23 protein-coding genes and 1 pseudogene are annotated in these 19171 nt (G+C 58.2%); 17 read left to right on the plus strand and 7 right to left on the minus strand.

Annotated features, from left to right (window positions below; all coding sequences use genetic code 11):
- The first annotated feature begins 87 nt into the window (after positions 1-87).
- The 17 genes and pseudogenes from ABD154_RS17625 to ABD154_RS17690 all read left to right on the plus strand — a co-directional run bounded on the left by ABD154_RS17625 (position 88) and on the right by ABD154_RS17690 (position 10070).
- Positions 88-369, plus strand: a complete 282-nt coding sequence (locus ABD154_RS17625; RefSeq protein ID WP_344251803.1) for a hypothetical protein — start codon at positions 88-90, stop codon at positions 367-369.
- Between the two features lie 46 nt (positions 370-415).
- The gene (locus tag ABD154_RS17630; RefSeq protein WP_344251805.1) at positions 416-1240 is read left to right on the plus strand and encodes a RecB family exonuclease; all 825 of its coding nucleotides are present in this window, start codon (positions 416-418) and stop codon (positions 1238-1240) included.
- Between the two features lie 76 nt (positions 1241-1316).
- Entirely contained in the window at positions 1317-1919 is a 603-nt protein-coding gene (locus ABD154_RS17635) for a hypothetical protein (protein WP_344251806.1), read from the plus strand.
- Between the two features lies 1 nt (position 1920).
- Positions 1921-2730, plus strand: coding sequence for an NUMOD4 motif-containing HNH endonuclease (locus ABD154_RS18020; RefSeq protein WP_425546744.1), 810 nt, complete (start codon positions 1921-1923; stop codon positions 2728-2730).
- Complete coding sequence (locus ABD154_RS17640; RefSeq protein ID WP_344251807.1) at positions 2684-3490, plus strand: AAA family ATPase; 807 nt, start codon at positions 2684-2686, stop codon at positions 3488-3490. The genes ABD154_RS18020 and ABD154_RS17640 overlap by 47 nt, the downstream gene beginning before the upstream one ends.
- A 15-nt stretch (positions 3491-3505) precedes the next feature.
- Positions 3506-3751 (plus strand): hypothetical protein, encoded by a 246-nt coding sequence (locus tag ABD154_RS17645; protein ID WP_344251808.1) that lies wholly within the window; start codon positions 3506-3508, stop codon positions 3749-3751.
- Between the two features lie 48 nt (positions 3752-3799).
- A complete protein-coding gene (locus ABD154_RS18025) occupies positions 3800-4234 on the plus strand; it encodes an endonuclease VII domain-containing protein (RefSeq protein WP_425546745.1) in 435 nt (144 codons plus the stop codon).
- Positions 4231-4428: a hypothetical protein gene (locus ABD154_RS17650; RefSeq protein ID WP_344251809.1), complete on the plus strand. Its 198-nt coding sequence runs from the start codon at positions 4231-4233 to the stop codon at positions 4426-4428. The genes ABD154_RS18025 and ABD154_RS17650 overlap by 4 nt, the downstream gene beginning before the upstream one ends.
- 72 nt (positions 4429-4500) lie before the next feature.
- Positions 4501-5013: a hypothetical protein gene (locus ABD154_RS17655; RefSeq protein ID WP_344251810.1), complete on the plus strand. Its 513-nt coding sequence runs from the start codon at positions 4501-4503 to the stop codon at positions 5011-5013.
- A complete protein-coding gene (locus ABD154_RS17660; protein ID WP_344251811.1) occupies positions 5000-5455 on the plus strand; it encodes a DUF3310 domain-containing protein in 456 nt (151 codons plus the stop codon). Before ABD154_RS17655 ends, ABD154_RS17660 begins: the two co-directional genes overlap by 14 nt.
- Before the next feature lie 80 nt (positions 5456-5535).
- Positions 5536-5709, plus strand: a pseudogene (locus tag ABD154_RS18030) (CHC2 zinc finger domain-containing protein); the annotation flags it as partial.
- A 13-nt stretch (positions 5710-5722) separates the two neighbouring features.
- Positions 5723-6358: a toprim domain-containing protein gene (locus tag ABD154_RS17665; RefSeq protein WP_344251812.1), complete on the plus strand. Its 636-nt coding sequence runs from the start codon at positions 5723-5725 to the stop codon at positions 6356-6358.
- Between the two features lie 4 nt (positions 6359-6362).
- Positions 6363-7106 carry a DNA cytosine methyltransferase gene (locus ABD154_RS17670; protein ID WP_344251813.1) on the plus strand — a complete coding sequence of 248 codons (744 nt, stop codon included), beginning with the start codon at positions 6363-6365 and terminating at the stop codon, positions 7104-7106.
- A gap of 232 nt (positions 7107-7338) precedes the next feature.
- A complete protein-coding gene (locus tag ABD154_RS17675) occupies positions 7339-8481 on the plus strand; it encodes a hypothetical protein (protein WP_344251814.1) in 1143 nt (380 codons plus the stop codon).
- 10 nt (positions 8482-8491) lie between these two features.
- Positions 8492-9034 carry a hypothetical protein gene (locus ABD154_RS17680; RefSeq protein ID WP_344251815.1) on the plus strand — a complete coding sequence of 181 codons (543 nt, stop codon included), beginning with the start codon at positions 8492-8494 and terminating at the stop codon, positions 9032-9034.
- 61 nt (positions 9035-9095) lie between these two features.
- Positions 9096-9305 carry a thioredoxin domain-containing protein gene (locus ABD154_RS17685; protein WP_344251816.1) on the plus strand — a complete coding sequence of 70 codons (210 nt, stop codon included), beginning with the start codon at positions 9096-9098 and terminating at the stop codon, positions 9303-9305.
- 189 nt (positions 9306-9494) lie between these two features.
- A complete protein-coding gene (locus ABD154_RS17690) occupies positions 9495-10070 on the plus strand; it encodes a hypothetical protein (RefSeq protein WP_344251817.1) in 576 nt (191 codons plus the stop codon).
- Between the two features lie 96 nt (positions 10071-10166).
- Here the strand turns inward: ABD154_RS17690 and ABD154_RS17695 are convergent, their stop codons facing one another.
- The 7 genes from ABD154_RS17695 to ABD154_RS17725 form a co-directional block, all read right to left on the minus strand.
- Positions 10167-11258 carry a peptidoglycan-binding protein gene (locus tag ABD154_RS17695; protein WP_344251818.1) on the minus strand — a complete coding sequence of 364 codons (1092 nt, stop codon included), beginning with the start codon at positions 11256-11258 and terminating at the stop codon, positions 10167-10169.
- 2 nt (positions 11259-11260) lie between these two features.
- Positions 11261-11617: a hypothetical protein gene (locus ABD154_RS17700; RefSeq protein WP_344251819.1), complete on the minus strand. Its 357-nt coding sequence runs from the start codon at positions 11615-11617 to the stop codon at positions 11261-11263.
- Positions 11618-11697: 80 nt separating this feature from the next.
- Entirely contained in the window at positions 11698-12129 is a 432-nt protein-coding gene (locus ABD154_RS17705) for a hypothetical protein (protein WP_344251820.1), read from the minus strand.
- Positions 12130-12543: 414 nt separating this feature from the next.
- Positions 12544-12726 (minus strand): hypothetical protein, encoded by a 183-nt coding sequence (locus ABD154_RS17710; protein ID WP_344251821.1) that lies wholly within the window; start codon positions 12724-12726, stop codon positions 12544-12546.
- 76 nt (positions 12727-12802) lie between these two features.
- Positions 12803-16705 (minus strand): tail fiber domain-containing protein, encoded by a 3903-nt coding sequence (locus ABD154_RS17715; RefSeq protein WP_344251822.1) that lies wholly within the window; start codon positions 16703-16705, stop codon positions 12803-12805.
- A gap of 18 nt (positions 16706-16723) precedes the next feature.
- On the minus strand, positions 16724-18112 hold the full coding sequence (locus tag ABD154_RS17720; protein ID WP_344251823.1) for a hypothetical protein: 1389 nt from the start codon (positions 18110-18112) through the stop codon (positions 16724-16726).
- A gap of 11 nt (positions 18113-18123) precedes the next feature.
- Positions 18124-19155, minus strand: a complete 1032-nt coding sequence (locus ABD154_RS17725; RefSeq protein ID WP_344251824.1) for a hypothetical protein — start codon at positions 19153-19155, stop codon at positions 18124-18126.
- Positions 19156-19171 lie beyond the last annotated feature (16 nt).

Genomic DNA, 19171 nt, shown 5'->3' on the forward strand with positions numbered 1-19171 from the left:
TTGTCCTTGGTGTGGCTGGGATCCGGGACGATCACGGACACACTTTTTGGCCTATAACCCCGACTTGTATCCAATGAAGGAGACGAAATGGCAAGTAACTTTGCCCTGGCAGAAGGCTGTGAGCCCTTGATCGAAGTAGAGGACCTGACGGTCTTCACCGATCCAGATGGAGTCGAGCGGGCGGTGTTCCTCATCGACGGGAACCACGATCCACTCCCTCACTGCAACCCAAACGACTTCGGGTATGCACTGACGATGATTAACTTCATCGACGGGAATGAGGGCGTAGCCATCTGCGAGGTCGTCAACATCAGAGAGTGGCTTGAGTACAACAAGGAATTCGGATTGGAGTTGGTCGACAATCTCTGAGGTCATACAACTAGCGGATGTGGTTCCGCACCGCAGCGTCAGTCAGTTGACGACCTACACGTCGTGCAATGAGCAATATCGGTTGCAGCGGGTAGCCAAGGCGCCCCAGCGACCAGCCGCCTGGTTTATCCACGGCTCCGCATTCCACTATGCGGTTGAAGAATACGAGTTAAGCTCTCGAGCGTTGTCTGTAGACGAATGCCGGGAGCTTTTCTTTACCCACTACGACAAGGCGATCGCCGAGGCGCTGGAGACGCACCCCGACTACTCCGACTGGATGACAGGCGGCAACAAGAAGGGTGAAACCGACATTTCGGACCGGCGAGTAAAGGGCGCCGATCAGGTCGGCATCTACATCAGCTACGCAGAGGCACACGCCGACGAGTGGCGGATCTTCCCTATCGGCCCTCGGGGCATGGGTGTGGAGCTCGAGTTCAACATCGAGTTCGGCGGCGTCATGGTGAAAGGCTTCATCGACCAGGTCAGACAGTACCGCGACGGGCGGATTGTGCCCGTGGATCTGAAATCGGGCACGAAGGAGCCGGCGAGCGGGTTTCAGCTCGCTGTCTACGCTCACGCCATCAACGAATATCTCGGCGTCCTACCAGAGGCAGGATGCTTCTTCATGCCTAAGCAGCGACGTGACGGCACCCTCGTGGGCGATGTCTGGAAGCCTCTTACTCAGTGGAGCAGAGACATGCTCGACGGCATGTTCAAGCAGTTCGATACTTCAGAGCGCGCCGGCATCTACCTCCCCAACCCTGGTGATGGATGCCGCACTTGCGGCGTAGCCGAATTCTGCAGAGTCAACGGCAATCCGGATTCGGTGGCAAGATTCGCCACCATCACCACACGACCTCGAGCCTCGTAGCCCGAGGAAATGAACCAGGCCAGGCCAACCGCCTGGCCTTTTTTGTACCCAGAAAACACAACAGAGAGGGACTGATTTGTCCAACAGCACAGAGTCCAATTTTTCGTTCACGACGAAAGTCGACGGGGATCTACTGACCGTCCGGGGGGATGACATTCAATCATTCCAGGCCAATCTGGACGCCGCGGCGCAGAGCGGTATTGGGGCGAACATCAAGAACTTCGTCACCTCTGTCAACAACACGTCTGCACTGAACGCCCAGCTTGGGGCAATGCCGGTGGACCCTGCACAGAACCCGGCCCCGGTACAGGCGCCACCGGCGTCGACGGATCCGACACCGGGCGACCCGTGGGGTCAGGGAGGTCAGCAGCCGCAAGGCCAGTGGAGTCAGCAGCCCCAGCAGGGCGGCAATAACAATTGGGGCCAGCCTCCACAGCAGGCGCAGACGGGTTGGGGCCAGCCGCAGGGCGGCGGTGACTGGCGGGCCGACCCCCACCTCCAGCCGCCCCACCTCCAGCCGCCCATGACTCCGTTCGGTCCGGCCCGGTACAAGGGCGGCTTCGCGAAGTCGACGGGCAAGCCTTACCGCATCTGGAGCGATCCTCGCCCGTGGAACGAGATCAAGAACCTCCCCAAGGATCAGCAGTTCAGCCAGTTCATCAAGGACTCAGAACTCTGACATGACAATCAAGGGCGAGTTTGAGGCCGGGGCTCACGCCCCGGCCTCTCCCGTTCCCGCCGAGGAATGGCGGGAGATTCCTGGATATGACGGGTGGTATGAGGCTTCAAGCCTCGGCCGAATTCGGAGCTGGTCGCGCGGTGGTCGGCGGGGTGGAAGGCTGGCCGAGCCTCGGCCAATGCGGCTGACGGGCGGGAAGAAGGGGTATCTGCAAGTCGGGCTAAAAGCCGGCCCCGGGAAGGTCACTCGCTATGTGTCTCATCTGGTGGCCGAGGCGTTCATTGGCCCCCGACCGGAGGGCACGGTGACGTGCCACAACAATGGCGACAATCAAGACAACCGTGCGGTGAACCTTCGGTACGACACGCCAACCGGGAACGAGGCCGACAAGGAGCAGCACGGTACCCGATTGAGGGGCGAAGATTCCCCGGCATCAACGCTAACCGAGGCGGAGGTTCGAGAGATTCATGCGGCTACCGGCTCCCATCGATCGATCGGGGATAAGTACGGAGTGTCCCAGTCAGAAGTTACGAACATAAAGAACGGGCGCATTTGGAAGCATCTTGGCCTCACTCCTATCCACAGCGGGCTCCCGTCCCGACCGGGCGAACTTAGCCATAGGTCAAAACTTTGCGACCGGGTTGTTATGGCGATGCGTGAGGGACGGATGACCGCACGAGAAGCCGCTGATGAGTGCGGAACAAACATTCATGCGGCATGGAAAGCGAAGGTCGGAATGACATGGAAACACCTGCCAATGCTTGATGGGGGTGAAGAGATCGCAAACGATCCTGCAAGGGAAAAAAGCTAATCGAGAATCGGGTGAGCCGATTCCGATGCCCTGGCCACAGCTCGTCCAGGCAGGCGCACTCGTGCGCCGAGGTCAGTTGACGCTCATCGTGGGAGGTCCAGGAACAGGAAAAAGCCTCTTTGCGCAGTCGCTGCTTCACCGCGGAGACGACAATGGGCTCCTGGCTGAAACCTTGTACTTCAGTGCAGACACGGATGCCGGAACCTTTGCACAGCGGGCAGGGTCAATCAGCACAGGCTACCTCCTCTCAGACGTTCAACGGCTTATTGCTGAAGGTGATGATGCGGGCCTGGAAGCGGCAATCGCTGCGCACACGGGGCACATGAGGATGTGCTACTCCTCGTCAATCGGGGAACAAGAACTCCTCGATGAGCTTGACGCGTATGCGGAGATATTTGGGCGATACCCCACAGCAGTGTGCGTAGACAATTTATCGAACCTGGAAATGGGCGACGCAGAAGGCGAGTTTCAAGGTCTCCAGGCGGCCTGCACATTGTTGCATGACGTAGCCAGGGAGAGTAACGCGGCAGTCATTGCACTGCATCACACTAACTCCAATTACGAAGATGCGGGTCAGCCCATCCCGTTGTCGGGAATACGTGGGCGCGTGTCCAAGACGCCGGAGCTTATCATCTCGCTCCATCGGAGCGGGGATTTCCTGAAAGCGTCCGTCATTAAGAACAGATCAGGCAGGGCTTTCGCGGACGGGTCTAACGCTATCCGTATTCCAGTAGACCTCAGCCGAATGCGGCTGGGATGATAGAAAAGAGCCAATTTGCTGATTGCAACAGGTGTTATTGTTGGACTACTTATTCTGGCGGCAGGGAACATGCTTTCCTGGCTGGCCGGGTTCTTCCTCATCGGTGTCGGTAACGAACTCGCTATCAGGGGTGTGTCGAAACCGGCCAAAAGTCTTGGTGCTGGTGCGGTGTGGGTTTCCGGGATTCTCACCCTTGCCGCGGGGCCTTTGGCAAGCCTGTGGCTTGCCATTTTCACTGGTGTCAGCATTATCGGGGCGTGATTCGGTCTGACCACGGCAAGGGAATGCAAGCAGTGCATAAGGGACGGCGTGACTACGCGCCGTCCCGCCCCGCACCCGGGCCCGAGGTGCGCGACTCACCACCGGGAATTTAAGCGGAGCAAGTCTGAGACGGCTTGGGCGAAACGGATCGAAACCACGTACGGGATCACCGCTGAAGAGTTCCAGGCAATCCTCGAATACCAGGGCGGTGTGTGCGCGATTTGCCGAACCGCCCGGGGTGTGACGAAACGACTCAGCCTGGATCATTCGCATGCTACAGGGCAACCGCGTGGCGCAATCTGTGGGTCTTGCAACAACTTGTTGGGTCGGGGTCGGGATGATCCCGAGTTCTTTCGCCGGGCTGCCGACTATCTGGAGGATCCGCCGGCTGTTCATGTGGTTGGTGTGCGGGTTGCCCCGATTCATGGGACTGATGCGGAGAAGTACGGCGGCGGTCGACGCAAGAAACGGAGGAAGAAGTGAAGAAGTCCACTACCTACTTGATAGACGGGATTCTGTTGTCCGATCTCATTGATTCGCTTGAGGAGATCCGAGCCGAACAGGGCTCTGATCTAGTGATCGCCGGCGTCGAGTTCAGCCTGGATCGCCGCCCCTTCGACTACTACGAATCACGCTTCACTATCACCCTTGTCGATGATCTGGAGGACTGGATTTGAGCCGCCCGGTCGACCGCGACAGCGAGAGCTTCGATGCAGCCGCACGCCGCCGGCGTCGCCTCGACTGGTGGCATGAAACAGGCCGGAAACAGTTTGAGCAAAACCAGGAAGAAGAGGGTAATGACGGACATTCAGATTAGCGAAAAGACAGGCCTGCCCGTTCTTCCGGAGGGCGAAGTGTGGCGGGTTAAGTTTGAACCTGAAGCATTTAGTTCAGACCCGTCAGGATGGGTTTTGCAGATTGAAACCATCCCGCCAGAACCTCGGTGGAGTGACTGGGTTTCTGAGCAAACAATGTTCATAGACCAACATGTTTTTAACATTGAGTATCGGGAAGTTGTGGAAAGCACTTCCTTGTTCGGTAAGAAGCAGACCAGAAAAGAGCAGCGTTGCCTCACCGCCCCGGCAGCCGCCGTGCTGGCGGCAAGAAGCATTGGCACGCGCGACAACCCGCCAACGGCTAAAGATGTTCAGGAAGCGGCAACCCAAATGGTTGAAGCCAGAGACCGTAGAGAAGACTCCATGAAGCTTGCTGGCACATACCCACCCAACAAATTGGAGGTTCCTTCAGATGACTGGCCATGATTCAATCTCATACCCTTCCCATTATGTTGAAGGCAGAAGCATTGAGCCTATTGAAGTGATTGAAGACTGGGGTCTTGGCTTTCACCTGGGTAATGCCCTCAAATACATTGCCAGGTCTGGGCGGAAGAATGATGGGGTTGAAGACCTTCAGAAAGCGGTCTGGTATTTGGAGCGCAGGATTGATCTGCTTGAGGAATCAGGACATGAAGAGGCTCAATCGGGCAGGCATGACAGCAGCGGCATCCTTCCGTGTAATTCATGCAACGGTTCAGGTTCACAGCAGGTGAGTGAAGCCCTCGCTGATGGTGCCGCAGTAGTCAACGTGACGTTTGATTCGGACAGCATTGACGGCGAGGCCGTCGCTGAAGCCATTCGGGAAACACTGACACGCCACGATCTGACTAGGCGTGAGGCTCGCACACTAGGCGGGAGCTACCTGTGAGTTCCGAGAAGCCGCCAATCTGGCCGGTGCTTGAGCATTACGGGCTTGATGGTGTCGAACCAGCGGCAGGGCGAACCAAGGTGCATTGCCCGTTCCATGATGACTCAAACCCGTCTGCGTCTGTGGATGTGTCTAAGCAGCGGTTCGTCTGTTTCGCATGCGACATGAGCCATGACGCCTATTCGCTGGTGATGCAACAGGAAGGAGTTTCGTTTGCTAGTGCCGTCGAACGGGTTGAAGAAATCACTGGCGTCAGCCGCGATCAGGATGAACGAGAACCTGTTCGCCCCGAACGGCGAACCAGTCTTCACATATCTTCGCGAGGAGCGGGGACTCACCGAGGAAACAATAAACAAGTACCGGCTCGGCGTCGTAGACGCCTCAGATGAAGAATACGGCAACCTTGCCGGGTATGTTTCCATCCCGTTCATTACACCAACATCCCGCACCGACTGGCACTTGAACTTCACCGACCTACGGTTCCGTCGAGGCCCAGACATGCCGGACAGCAAACCCAAATACAGGACACTCCCCGGGCGGGAACCCCGCCTGTACGGCACAACCACCCTCGCCAACCCCGGCGAATACGTTGTCCTAGTGGAAGGTGAAATTGATTGCCTCACCCTCCTGCAATGCGGGATACCCGCAGTCGGTTTGTCTGGCGTGTCCGCCTGGAAACCGTACTACCGGAACGTGTTCAACGGGTTCGAGAAAGTCATCATCATTGCAGACAATGATGAACCCCGGGACGGGGAAAAGGTCGGTGTAGGCGAACGGTTCGCTGGAGAGATCGCCAAACAAGTCCCTAACCCGAAAGTCGTGTTGATTCCTGAGGGGAAAGACACAAACGGGTTTTTCATGTTGAACGGTGCAGCAGAGCTGCGCAACCTGATTGGAGTTTGATTCCTTGAGCCCACCATCGGAAGAAGTATTGGCCGTCGTGGAGGCGGCACGAAGTAAAGGTCCAGTCCTGCTGGACCTTTTTTGTTGCGCCGGCGGCGCCGGCAAAGGTTACGCCGATGCCGGGTTTCAAGTCATCGGGGTTGACATTGAACCCCAACCGAACTATCCGTTCACGTTCTTCCAGGCCGACGCCATCGAGTTCGCCCGAAAGTTCGGGCACCTGTTCGATGTGAAGCATGCTTCACCGCCATGCCAGAAGTTCAGCCGAACGAAGACCCTGCACTCAAACGAACACCCCGACCTGATCGAACCCACGCGGGAAGTCTTCCTGGACCTTGGCGGGGTGTGGGTGATCGAGAACGTCGTTGGTGCGCCACTGATCGATCCGATCAAACTGTCCGGGCAGCACTTCAACATGACCGCGCGGGACGTTGACGGTGTCCTGTTGAAACTGGTCCGGCACAGACTGTTCGAGTCAAGTGCCCCAATATCGGCGCCCGCCGAATTCCACCCGAACAAGGGGATTCAGACCGCCTCAGTTTATGGAGCAGGGGGGGGCTGGACGCCTCGGCACCGGGACAACCCCGACCGTCGCGGCGGGTACATCCCGCACACCGACGTGGTCAAAGAACTGCTGGGAATTGATTGGATGACGAAACACGAAATGTCCCAATCAATCCCACCAGTTTTCACCGAGCATATTGGTCGCCAGCTCCTGGCGCACCTTGATGAAAGGAAGGTTGCTTGAGCGCTTTGACAGACATGCTTCAAGAACCAGATGACCCGAGATCCAGCGTAGAGATCGCCCTCGATCTCCTCTGCGACTCAGATCGCGAAGCGATGGAAGATGCACTTCGCAACAGCCAGTTCCCATCCCGCCAGCTGCGGACGGCATTCGCTACCGATGGCGTCGTAGCCGACGCCGGTCGAGTTCCGACCGCTGACGCAATCTACAACTACCGCAGAAGGGCCGGGTGGCTGTGAGCGAACTCCAGGACATCTTGAACAAAGCAAATATTCCCACTCCGCCGAAGGGCTGGAATAGCGGTGCCACATTCGATGGCACCGAAGGTGAAGCCACATCTAAGCCGATGCCAGTTGGCGCAGATTTTGAGCCAGCTGATGTCCTCCGGGAGAACGGGTTCGACCCGGATCTGTATGAGATTGACGGGCTGACCTTCTCTATCTGGGATGCCCAGACGAAGGAAGGGACTGAGAAGTTCACGAGCCGCCGGTTCAAGTTCCGGCGGAAGGCGCTGACCGAAGAGCTCGCGAGCGTCGACGACCTGCTGGCCCTCATCGCGGCGGCCCCAAAGCCGCCGAGGGCCAAGACGGCCACGGCCGACAACGTCACCGTCTTCGCCGTTGGAGATTTGCAGCTCGGCAAAGGCAATGGCGACGGAACCGAAGGCATCGTGCGCCGGTTCCTGTCGTCGCTGGCATCTGCTGTTGGTCGCTACAACGAGGCTCCCACCGGGAGCGTGCTCATCGCCTTCCTTGGCGACTGCATCGAAGGTGTTGTCTCTCAGGGCGGTCGGAACATCGGCGAGAACGACCTGTCCTTGACAGACCAGTTGAAGGTGCTCAGGCACCTCATGACTCAAACGATCCTTCAGTTCGAGGAGACCGGGGCCAGGCTGACGATCCTCTCGGTAGCAGGGAATCACGACGAGCCCTACCGCTCGCCCGTCAACGCGAAGCCTACTGATTCTTTTGCAATCGACAGCCTTCGAGCCGTCGAAGAGGCGTTCTCCCTGGCCGGCCGAAGCGGCCTGACGTTTGTCTACCCCAAGGAATCAGAGCTAGCAGTATTCGCTGAGGTTGGCGGCGTTCGGTTCCTCGCAGCGCATGGCCATCAGTGGCGAACCGGCAAGCACTATGCCTGGTGGCAGGGCCAGTCGTTCAGCCGGCAGACCGGGCATGATGCCCAATGGCTCTTGAGTGGTCATCGTCACCACTTTTTCATTGACACCGAATCAGATCGCTACTTCCTTCAGGTTCCGGCGCTCGAGGAGCGCAGTGATTGGTGGAGAAACAAGACCGGGCAGGTCGGCAACCCCGGTGCCGTCTACCTCGAGATCGAGCCCTCCGGGGCTCATCGAGTGATCGCCCTCGTTCAGTAAGGACTTGATATTGGAAGACACGACAGAAGCTACTGACTTCGCAGAAGTCATCACGAACATCGCTCGACGGGAGGCAACAACCGTCATGGATCCACGAGACCTGGAGCAAGAGCTCTGGGTCTTCTTTCTTGAGCGCAATCAGTCGATCGTCAATGAGGGCCAGATGGTGACCCTGCTCAAGAAGCAGTCGCGGGCGATCACCAAGAAGGAACGCATCGACTACATGTACTTCCGGGGTGCGTTCCTCTACACGCCAGGAATGGTTCGGCGCCTGCTCGAAGATGCTGTCTGGTGTGACGTTGAGGATGTCGTCGACATCGAAGGCCGAGTGGATGTCTCCACCGCCCTGGCCGAGCTCACGGATCGTGAGCGTCGATTGCTGTACGCAAAATTCCACCTCGGCGAAGAGGTCGACGGCGACAAGGCGAACAAGCGCGCGCTCTATCGCGCCATCGACAAGATCACCGACCACCTCAACCTCAACACCGAGGCCGAAGAGGTGGACGCAACTTACGTACTGGATCCGCACACCCTCGGCGGATCCTCATTCTGAAAGGAGCCCCAACATCAACGTCACTGTTTACGAACGCACCAGTTCGTACTGTGCCATGTGCATGGCAACGAAACGGAAGCTCGACGCCAACGGGACGCCGTACACGTTATTGGCTGTCGAGGACCAGTCGGAGGACTGGCTTGCCGCCCATAAGGCGGCGGGCCGTTTGATGGCACCGATTGTGGAAGTCACCTACCCGTCCGGCGGGTCGGTGGAATGGTCCGGTTTCCTGCCGGACGCAATCGACTCGTTGAAGAAGGAGGCCGGGTGAACGCCAGGTACGCACACCAGATCAGGCAGGGCATCATCTTCTACGAACTCTGCCAAGAAAACTTGCTGCTCATTGAGCATGCGCGGAGTGTGCTCACCCCACTCGGCCATGCAGCGTTCCTGAGGCTCATGGTTCGGGACGGGAACCGTCCAGTGACCGGAATGCCAATCATCTAATAGGATAGAAGCCATGAAAACTGTTGCCGTTGTGGTCGCCGGGGTGGCTGCAATCCTCCTCGCCACCACCGGGTGTGCACCAACCGCCCCACCCAAACAGGCTGGCATGCAGGTGCAAACACCCACCAAGACCGCAATCCCGTTCGGGGCCGGCAACAACAGTAGCGGGCAAACCACCGGCTCTGGTGCTGGAGGTTTTGGTGAAACCCTGCACGGCAGCAAAGATATTGACGTGACCCTCACCTACCAAGGGTTCCAGGATCCGGGGCCGAACGCATACCCGTCCAGTGATCCCGCCCCGGTGTTTGAGGTTGCTGTGGTGAACGGGTCCGACCAGACGGTCGGACAAGACCTCATCAAAACCCAAGTGTCATATGGGGGCGACGTGGTGACTGATGCGGAAGTTGTGTGCGGTGACACGAAAGCATTCTCGTGTGACGCGAACAGTCCCCTGAAACCAGGGCAGTCGACGGCAGTCACGGTAGGGTATGCGATCCCGAAGAACACGGATGTTCGTGTCAGTGTGCAAGTGTATTTTGATGACACCCCGGATTCGGTTGACTTCACGTTCGAAGGCACCATCCAGTAAACGGGCACAAAAAAGAGCCCCCGCAGGGGCTCCTTGGCTTCACCATGATCGGTGTTGCTTTGGAGTCCCTGCGGGGGCTCTTTTGTCGTTTCAAGGTTACGTGACTGGTGCTTCCCAGATCTTCGCCCAAGTCGTGGCATCAACCCGACCAGTCTGGCGGAGACCCTTCTCCTTCTGGAAGGCCTTCACAATCCGGGCTGTCGCCGGACCGAACCGGCCGTCAACACTGATCTTCCAACCACGGTCCTTCAGCTTCGTCTGGAACTGGCGGATCCCCGGCCGATCACCGGCATAAAACCCTGACCGGTTCTTCTTGTTCGAAGACTCCACCCCGTACCAGTACCCGCTCTTCAGCGGGAATTTCGGTGCAGACTGGGCCTTGCGGGGTTTCTTCTTCGCGTTCGCGATAGCCGGTTTCATGGACGCCCACGTGGCAGCATCCACCACGCCAGTCACAGACAGCCTGTGGCTCTTCTGCCACTTCTTGATTGCGTCCACTGTTGCCGGACCAGCATACCCGTCCGCTGACACGCCAACGGCCAGCTGCACATCCTTGACTGGTGCACCCTTCGTATACAAACGCACCGGTTCACCGTATTTGATTTCCCGATACTGGGGGCTGCCGCCACCACCGGCAGACGAACCACCGGCACCGCCAGTGCTGGTGCCCTTCCGGGCCCGCACCATGTTGCGGAACTTGTTCATGTCAAACGAAGGGTCAGGTTTGCGCCCGCGGGGACGGGCAACCTCTTTATGCCCCTGCACTTGACTGATCGGGATTTTGTAATGGTCACACAGGGCGCGGCACAGTTTCGCGTACGCATCCATTTGCCGGTCAGACCACTTCTCACCACGGCCCGTGTTCTCAGCCTCAATGCCGATCGCATACGAATTCGAATGGGACGTACTGTCCACGACACCGGCATGGTTTGCCCGGCCGGCAGCAATCACATAGATGGTGCCGTCACGGCCCAAACCGTAATGGGCGAGAGGCCCGGGAAGCCCGGGCCTGCCGTTCTGAACCACACCCAGTGACGGGTAGTTGCCTTTCGCCCCACCAGCAGTGTGATGGCAGATAACAGACTTGGCCCCAGACATGGGGCCCCGGCCGCGGGTTTTCCATCCTGGCCGTTCAACAACCGGGTAACCGGTTTTGCGAGCAATGCTCGCCAACGCTGTCAGCCACACGGTCAGGACACCTTCCCGGTGTCCGCGAAGTCAGCCATCGACCCGTCACGGGCCGGATCCCAGTCAGCATCCACGTCAGGGTCCGGGGCGAACCCGTCCCCTTCGGTTTCACCGTCATCCGTGACATCAACATCCCAAGGGGTCGTGTCGACGTACTTGCCGGACTTAGCCGGCACAAGCCAAGCAATCAGGGTGGCTCCACCGGCAGCGAGCAGGCCACCGATAATGGCGGCAACATCCGCGGGAACATCCACACCGAACATGGCGAGGATCCAAATAACAAGCGGCGCTACAGCGGCGCCGGAAATGACGCTGGATGCGCCAGTGATTCCGGTCTTCCCGGAAACAGTGTTAGCCAAAACTTTTCCTCCAAAACAAGGAAGCGCCCCAAGCTTTGTTTCGCATGGGGCGCCAATAATGTGTGCGTGTGCGGGGCTGGTTACAGCCCGTATTCGGGTGGGGGTTGCGGAACATCATGTTCCGTGTCCAACTCCCCCGCCTCTATGCGGCGGTTAATCCAATCCAGGACCGCAGCAATATATGTTCGGAAACTGATGAGGGTCAGTTCGAGTTTCGCTGTTTCAGCAAGATGGTCCCTGCGGGCCCGCGCCATTTCTTCCCGCAACTCCAAAACCTCCGTGGTTCTGGCAAGGTTCTCTTGGGTTAACCGGGCAATATCTTCATCTTGTTCGTCAAGCTTGTCGTCAATCCGGTCAATTTCTGAACGGTAACGGTCCACCAGGCCAAGACTGTTCTGGTCTTTCTGCTGTTCTTGCTGTACTTTCGTTGACCGCCTCGACACCAGCCACGTCACCAGGGCGGTGATGATGACACCAACCAAAGTCAGTGCCGGCGGGATGAGGGATTCCACTAGTAACCCCCTGGTGCGTCACGGCTTCTCTGGTGCGGGTTCGGCCAGCCTGCGCAGAACGCAATCAAACAAGCAAACGTGCCATACATGACCACAGACACGATTGCTGTCGGCAGAGCACCAATCAGCCATGCCATGAAAAACAGGCATGACCATAAGGCTGGCGGGGCGACCGCCACCCTGAACCCTGTTGACGTGAATCTTGGGTCTTGCCTGCCGTAGTACGCACATATCAGCATCACAATCCCGGCAATCACCCACACCCACCCGAGTTCGTTTTCATTCAAAAACTCGGGCAGGTAGGAGAAAGCCTTGGATCTGGTGGGGGTGCTGATGAAGATATAGCTCAACCCAACCGCGAGCCATGGCCCTGACAGGATCAGAATGAACGCACCCCGGAAGCCGTCAAGACGTTTAGCTATTGGTCTCGGAATCATCGGGCACCTCACCGCCCTGGTTGGGGCAGATGTCGCATTGCTGGTTTGCTTCCAGTTCCTTAACCCGGATCTGTGCCTGCACCAGTTGTTCCCTGAGCTGAATGGTTTGAGTCAGGTACTCTTGGTAAAGGGCGGTGAGGGTTTCATTCTGGTTATCCATATTTAAGGGCCTTTCATGAATACACGTACACCCCGCCAAAAAATAATGACGGGGTGTCCTAGTGGTTTGACTAGTGTTACGCTGCTTCGAGGGCGCGCAGCCGCCCCTCAAGGTTGGCGATGCAGTCCCGTTGCTCGCGCACCACGGGAATCAGGGCAACGGCCAGGTGGCCGTAATTGATCGAATCAGGCAAGCCTTCCTGGTCGTAGTTGAGAACAAACTCGCCGCCAGCAGCCTCGACCTCTTCGGCGATGAGACCGTAGGAGACAGGGAGGCCGTGCGCGAACACGTCCTCCTCATAATCACCCCACTCCGCTTCAGGGCGCTCAAAACGCCGCTTCTGGTCCTTGTAGATAAACGATTTAGGTTCAAGGCTGAGCACATCAAACCCGGACAGGTCGGCCGGTTTCACATCCGTCTTGTACCGGAGGGATGAAGTGTTCTTCTGGATCCAGCCGCCACCAGTGATGTTCATGCCAGTACCGGTGCCGGCCTTGATGCCGGACCACTGCCAGCCATCAGCGGTCATGACGAAGTCGGCGTTACCCGTGGTGCCGCCCTTGATCTGGAGAGACGACGACTTGGACGTGGTCGTAAGAACAAGGTCCTTGCCCGCCGATGACTGGATGCCTGCGCCATCCCACACCATGTTTTTGTTCCTGTCCAGGGTGATTGTTGCGCCGCCACCAGACAGGATTAACGAATCAGTCCAGGCGGTCACGAAGCCGGAGTTGTCTGCAAGACCGGTACTGGACCCCCATCCGAAATAAGCAGAGCCGGTTGAAAGCCTGGACATCGTGTAAAGGTCTTGACCATTCCGGTTTGGCGACGAGAGAACCATTCCGTCACGCTCAAACGCGATGGTCGACGGACCATAGGAAGAGCCCCGGTCTCCAGTAATCTCGGCGCGGCCGTTTGCCGTCCGGCCAATGGTCACCGTGACGGCGCCCTCACCGGCCGCCCCGGCGTCACCAAGTAGCCGGATTGACCCCACCTTGTTGACCGAAATCTGGTTCCGCACCTCCAGGCGACCATCCCGCATAATCAAAGCGGCAAGGTTGCCAGAGTCATACTGGACCAGGCCGTTACCGTCAAGCTCCACTCTGGCCCCACTGGTCGCAGTTTTAATGGTCGAACCAGTGATACTTCCACCAGTCACAGTAAACGACCCCTGAGTCATGTCCACCAAAGTGGCACCCAAAGCGTTGTACTGTTTCAAACCATTCTGGGACAACTCCACACGAGCCCCAGACGAAGCAGTACGAATCAAAGCACCAGTAATCGTTTTACCGTTCAACGCGTCAGCATCAATCTGGTTACCCATGATCTTGCCAACCGTTATCGTGTTCGCATCAATCGAACCAATAATGCCGGACTCAGCAGTGATCGCACCTGTCGCGATCTTGGATGTGATGACCGCACCATCCTGGATGAGGGTGGCACCTGCCTGGGTGAAAACACCCACATTAGCAATGTTTGCGTTCGCGGTCCCACCAAATACGGACCGGGGTGCAACACGCACCCGCATCGACACCCAATCATTCGGTGGGACGAAACCCCCCTCAAACACTGTGTACCCTGACACCGGGTCAGTGCCAGTCGAATTACGCGAAACTGTTTGAGTAACCTCACTGCCGTCAGCCTTTTGACCGACCGCTGTCAAAACAGTTGCATAAAACGATGAAACAACCCGCACATTCACGGGACCCAGCAGTTTCACCGGTTGGGAAGTGATAGACGAACCTGTTCCGGTAAGTTTTATCTGCGGGAACGAACCCGTGGTGTCTAACACTGCGTCCCCGGCAGGGGACCAACCGGCCCAACCCTGGGCGAAACCAGGGTTGGGGAGCATGTTAGTGTCCCCACCGATCAGTACCTTGTCGGCACTGATTGTGCCGGCTTTAATTCTGGCACCATCCATTTCACCAACCGTGATAACACCAGCATTAATTGAACCAATAATGCCGCTGTCAGCAGTGATAGCACCGGTCGCTATTTTGGCAGTGGTTATTGCACCGTCTTGGATGAGGGTTGCACCCACCGTGCTCTTTAGGACCGGGTCGATCACCCCCACTGCATGGCCGGAAGACAACTGAATCCAAGGGATTACCGCAACGGCATTAGCTTGCGTAACCCCCTTGACCGTGACTGTCTGAGTCCCCGATGTCAGGTTCACGGTTGACGATTGCGCAATCGTGCCGATATATCCCGAACCACTGCCGTTGGCGGCAGTGAAATCTGAGTACCCGACCAGCATGAGTCTCGCCTGCGCGCCAGCATCATCGGAGTACAGAGAGCACGAGAAATTGAATTCTGTACCGGGGCTGGCGGGGATCTTCTTGTCAACTCCACCCTTGAGGTAAACGACGTAATCGAAGCCAGCTTCGGTGCGCTTAGCAATCATGTGCGCAGGGCGGGACTTTGTCGCATCAGCCGGGGCGAGACTCAGTGTGGCACCGGTGGTCCCATAAATACCGTGAGGCGCTACCGTCTCCCCTCTAGTGACCTGATCCCAGGGCACAAGGTTGCCGCCAGAAGTGACCAGCAGGCGATCAGCCGACACCGTGCCAGCTTTAACATGGCGACCCTCAATAGCATCAGCAGCAATAGCCACAGCACCAATCGCGCCAGCTTTAACAGTCCTGGCATCAACGGCATCAGTGGCAATCTTGGATGTGATGACCGAACCAGCTGCCAGAATGTCAGCAGTAACAGAACCAGCAGCCAGCTGGGCTGTCTTGATCGAGTCAGTCTCAATCACGCCACCAGCAATGGTGGTCTTGCCGGTCACTCGCCAGCCGGAAACCAGGTCTTTGGTCTCGCCGTAAACACCGGCCGCATTGGTGGCAGCAGTACTGACGGCAGAATCCTTAGCCGCATCAGCCTTACTGGTGGCGTCTGCCGCCGCATCAGCCCTGGCCTGATCGGCCAGGCTTTTCGCTTCCGCTGAAGCCCTTGCCTCAACCTCGGTTATCTCTGCATCAAGAGCGGCCTGGGCTTGGCGGATTTCTTCAATCCGCTTATCCGAGATTTTGACCCAGACGCCGTTCTCTAGGATCGAGACGGCGTTCTTGCCGTCTTCAGACGAGTCAAACCACAGGTCGCCTTCTTTGGCGTCCGCAGGGTCTGGTGCAACAGGCTTATAGAAGTTGCTGGTGCCAGTCCCATCCACGATCACCGCGTCAAGGTCTTTGCGAAGCTCAGCCTGAACCTTCTCAATCTGAGACTGACGGTAGTCATCAACCCCAACCCATTGGGTTCCATCCCACTGGTTCGGAATCGACTTCCCGTCAGGGGTCATCTCAAACCAAATGTCCCCAACTTTGAACGGGTTGTCGGGATCGTTGACCGGTTCATCCGGTCCCCGGAAGATAGCGTTCTTCCCGTCCGCAGTAGTCTGCGCGGCTTCACCTGTCAGCCAGGCGTTAGTGATTTCAAGGTCAACACCAGCAACAGCAACCTCAACCTCAACCAGGTCTGACGGAACAGAGAACTTCCCGGCCTTCGACCTGGCAACCAGGCGCACATACCATGCGCCGGCATCGGCCAGAGGGCCGAGCGTGAAGCTGCCGCCTTCAAGAGATGCGTAAGCACCCCCATAGGACACAACCCGATCAGGGACAAAGTTCGGATCTTGTGAGGCATGAACCTCAACCCGGTCCAAATCTTGGGTGGCCGTCACATCAACCTGTTCGCCGTAGTCAGCGAACTTGCCGTCATAGTCAACGCGGATCATGCCAGCATCAGCCGACACCATCGGCATGGTGGGTTTAGGGGGTTTCGGCCCGTCTGTGTTGTCAATGACAAACGAGCCATCATCACCAATACCGATGCGGCCAACCTCGTTGCCTTCGCCATCCCGAATAGGAAAGGCGCCACCCTCCATTGAGGTGGCGCCCATCTGCGGGTGAGTTGCGTGCCCTAGGGCAAGCCTGCGGGTGTCATAGATCTCCCGAGCGAGTCTTTCGACTGCGGACAATAGGGTCTCCTTTGGGTCCTACTCCTGCTCGACGGGGACCACCTTCACGCTCATCACGTTCTTCTCGGGCTCGAGGGTGATTGACTGGATGGTGACCCAGCGATTGAAGTTGCCCGCACGGCGGGCGAATGTCTGAAGATTGATCTCGTCGCCGACATCGAAAACTCGAATCGGCGCGAGACCGTGATCGATGACGATGAACTCGTCGATGTCGATCGGATCGTTGTAGGCGTTGAGGATTTCGCGAGCCCTCGCTGCCAGCTGTGGCTGACGAGTGAGCGTCTTGTCCGCGAACACACGAGCCCGGCGGAGCCCGTTACCGCCTCCTGCGGCGCGAGAGGTCTGGTTCCACTTCATGGCCGAACCTTCGCCATTGCCGAGGACGATGGCCGAGGTGACTTTCTCATCGCCCTGACGGGTGACCTTGGGCACCGAGTAGACGTTCTCGCCCTCCATGAACGCGACGTCAAGACGGCGAGAGCCAAGGCGTCCGGGCCGGCACACAAGCGTGTGAGTGTGCGTGTTCCCGCTGCGGCGGTGGTCCACCCGGTACGAGAAGCCTGCCTCTTTCGAGAGGTTCTGGAACTCCTGCAAAAGATCGTGTGTCGACCAGTAGTTCATCTTGAACTTCGCGTCCTCGATCATCCGCTTACGCTCTTTGATGTCCTGGTCGAACTGATTCTTCCGCTCAGTCCAGGCCTGCTCGTTCTTGCGGTCTTGATCGGTGCGGGCACGCCACAGCTTCAACGCCGCGTCGTAGGCCTTGCGATCGGCGGCATACTTCCTCTTGAGGCGCTCGTACTCCTTCTTCTTCCAGTCCGCCGAACCCGTGGTTGGGTAGGACGGATAGGACGGAGCCTTCGGCTGAGCGCCCGCGGTGGCGCGGGGCTTCGAACCCGGGGGCCTTGGATTTGGCACCTCGTCCCACACCGGCTCGCCGATGATCGGCCATGATCTGTTGCCTGGATCCGTGCTGACCTGAAGGCCGATGTTCGCGCCGCGAAGGCGCTGAAGCTCGGACATCATCACTGGAATCGGCGTCCGGGCGGGGACGCCACCCACGCTGTAATTGCGAGAGCGGTCATTCCACGGTTGTCCTGTCGCATACCCCAGCCAACCAACGGCGTCGATCGACAGTTTCTCGTTGTCGTCATCGGTTTCAGCGATGATGAATCCGTCGAACAGATCGCCATCGATCTCGACGTAGATCGCGGTCGCCCACTCTTGGATGACAGGGCGCATACTGTAGCCGTATGCCTTGCCATACTCTGGCGGGAGGGAGGCGGTCAGCCTCCCCAGGCCGTTCATTTCCCTGGTGATCTTCACGCCCTGCAAAGGCAGGTCGGGGTCCATTAGATGCTGAGTGCCGTCACCGTCGAGCCAATACGCCATGTACTGCACATCCATGCGCCGACTCCTTAGCTAGCGTTGAAATCTTCCCAATCGGCTGGCGCCTCGAGGAACGTGATCTTCATGCCCAAACCGGACATCGCGTCACACGACGCAACGGCGGTGTTCGCTGAGGCCGTGTCGGTGTTGGCGGCCTTGAACACGAACGTCGTGTTCTTGTTCCGGATCTTCGCTGGCACGGGCCGGGTGTCCATGAGTCGCCAGTTTGTTCGGTAGGTGGCGGAGTTCTCCGCCTGATCCCAGGCGAACTTCTGCGTAGCGAACTCCCACTGCTGCTTGTTCGGCCAGGTGTTCGCTCGGTACTCCGTTCCGTACTCCACCCAGAACGAACCCCAGCCGCGCTTCGCTCCTTCGTACCGAACAGACATCCAGTCGGCCTCGATGATCATGGAGACCGCCCAGGGCGGAACGACAATGTCAGCCTGATTGGCGTAGCCTCCACCGCCGGGGAAGTACTCACCGCCCGCAGCCTCGCGGGCGTAGAGCTTCTGCCCCCCGCTATCGGAGTTCACGCGCGGTCGGGCGAGCGTGTAGGTCTCGCGCTTGGGGTTGGCGAGAGCACGCTGATCCCGGATCATGCCAGCCGTGACGGTCGAGGTGTTCGGGGGCTGGACGACTGTCGCCAGGAGGTGATCGGGGTGAATCGTCTGCCGAGTGGTTAACACCCGGAAGAACACATACGGCCCGTCCTCAACGCTCGGGGGTTTCGACCCTGCGAACTGCGGATCATTGATCTCGACCGTGATGTATCGAGTCACCGTCGAGCTCGAGGTGTTTGCGGGAATCGTCACCGTCGTCGCCGACGAATTGCGCACCGTATACGACTGCTGGAGAGCGCCCGCGTACGTGGATTCGATCACGCAGCCGCCGGGCATGATCTGTACTGCACCGCCGGCAGTCGACAACTGCCGGACTTGAAGGGATGCGGGGGTCGCGATGCCGGTCTTGCCGCCGGTCGCATTCCATGCGAGATTCCTCGCGATGGCGGCCGAATGCTTGGCTCCGCCGCCAGTGAACCAAGGCACTGGATCAAGCGCCATAAACGTTCTCCTCAAA

The sequence above is a fragment of the Brevibacterium sanguinis genome (genome assembly GCF_039528855.1).
Lineage (GTDB): Bacteria > Actinomycetota > Actinomycetes > Actinomycetales > Brevibacteriaceae > Brevibacterium > Brevibacterium sanguinis.

Excerpts from the sequence above, each read along its gene's own strand:
- ABD154_RS17710 (WP_344251821.1), bottom strand. The coding sequence starts at position 12,726 with ATGGATAACCAGAATGAAACCCTCACCGCCCTTTACCAAGAGTACCTG.
- ABD154_RS17625 (WP_344251803.1), top strand. The coding sequence starts at position 88 with ATGGCAAGTAACTTTGCCCTGGCAGAAGGCTGTGAGCCCTTGATCGAA.
- ABD154_RS17665 (WP_344251812.1), top strand. The coding sequence starts at position 5,723 with ATGAACGAGAACCTGTTCGCCCCGAACGGCGAACCAGTCTTCACATAT.
- ABD154_RS17725 (WP_344251824.1), bottom strand. The coding sequence starts at position 19,155 with ATGGCGCTTGATCCAGTGCCTTGGTTCACTGGCGGCGGAGCCAAGCAT.
- ABD154_RS17685 (WP_344251816.1), top strand. The coding sequence starts at position 9,096 with ATGGCAACGAAACGGAAGCTCGACGCCAACGGGACGCCGTACACGTTA.
- ABD154_RS17720 (WP_344251823.1), bottom strand. The coding sequence starts at position 18,112 with ATGGATGTGCAGTACATGGCGTATTGGCTCGACGGTGACGGCACTCAG.
- ABD154_RS17640 (WP_344251807.1), top strand. The coding sequence starts at position 2,684 with ATGGGGGTGAAGAGATCGCAAACGATCCTGCAAGGGAAAAAAGCTAAT.
- ABD154_RS17655 (WP_344251810.1), top strand. The coding sequence starts at position 4,501 with ATGAAACAGGCCGGAAACAGTTTGAGCAAAACCAGGAAGAAGAGGGTA.
- ABD154_RS17690 (WP_344251817.1), top strand. The coding sequence starts at position 9,495 with ATGAAAACTGTTGCCGTTGTGGTCGCCGGGGTGGCTGCAATCCTCCTC.
- ABD154_RS17660 (WP_344251811.1), top strand. The coding sequence starts at position 5,000 with ATGACTGGCCATGATTCAATCTCATACCCTTCCCATTATGTTGAAGGC.
- ABD154_RS18020 (WP_425546744.1), top strand. The coding sequence starts at position 1,921 with ATGACAATCAAGGGCGAGTTTGAGGCCGGGGCTCACGCCCCGGCCTCT.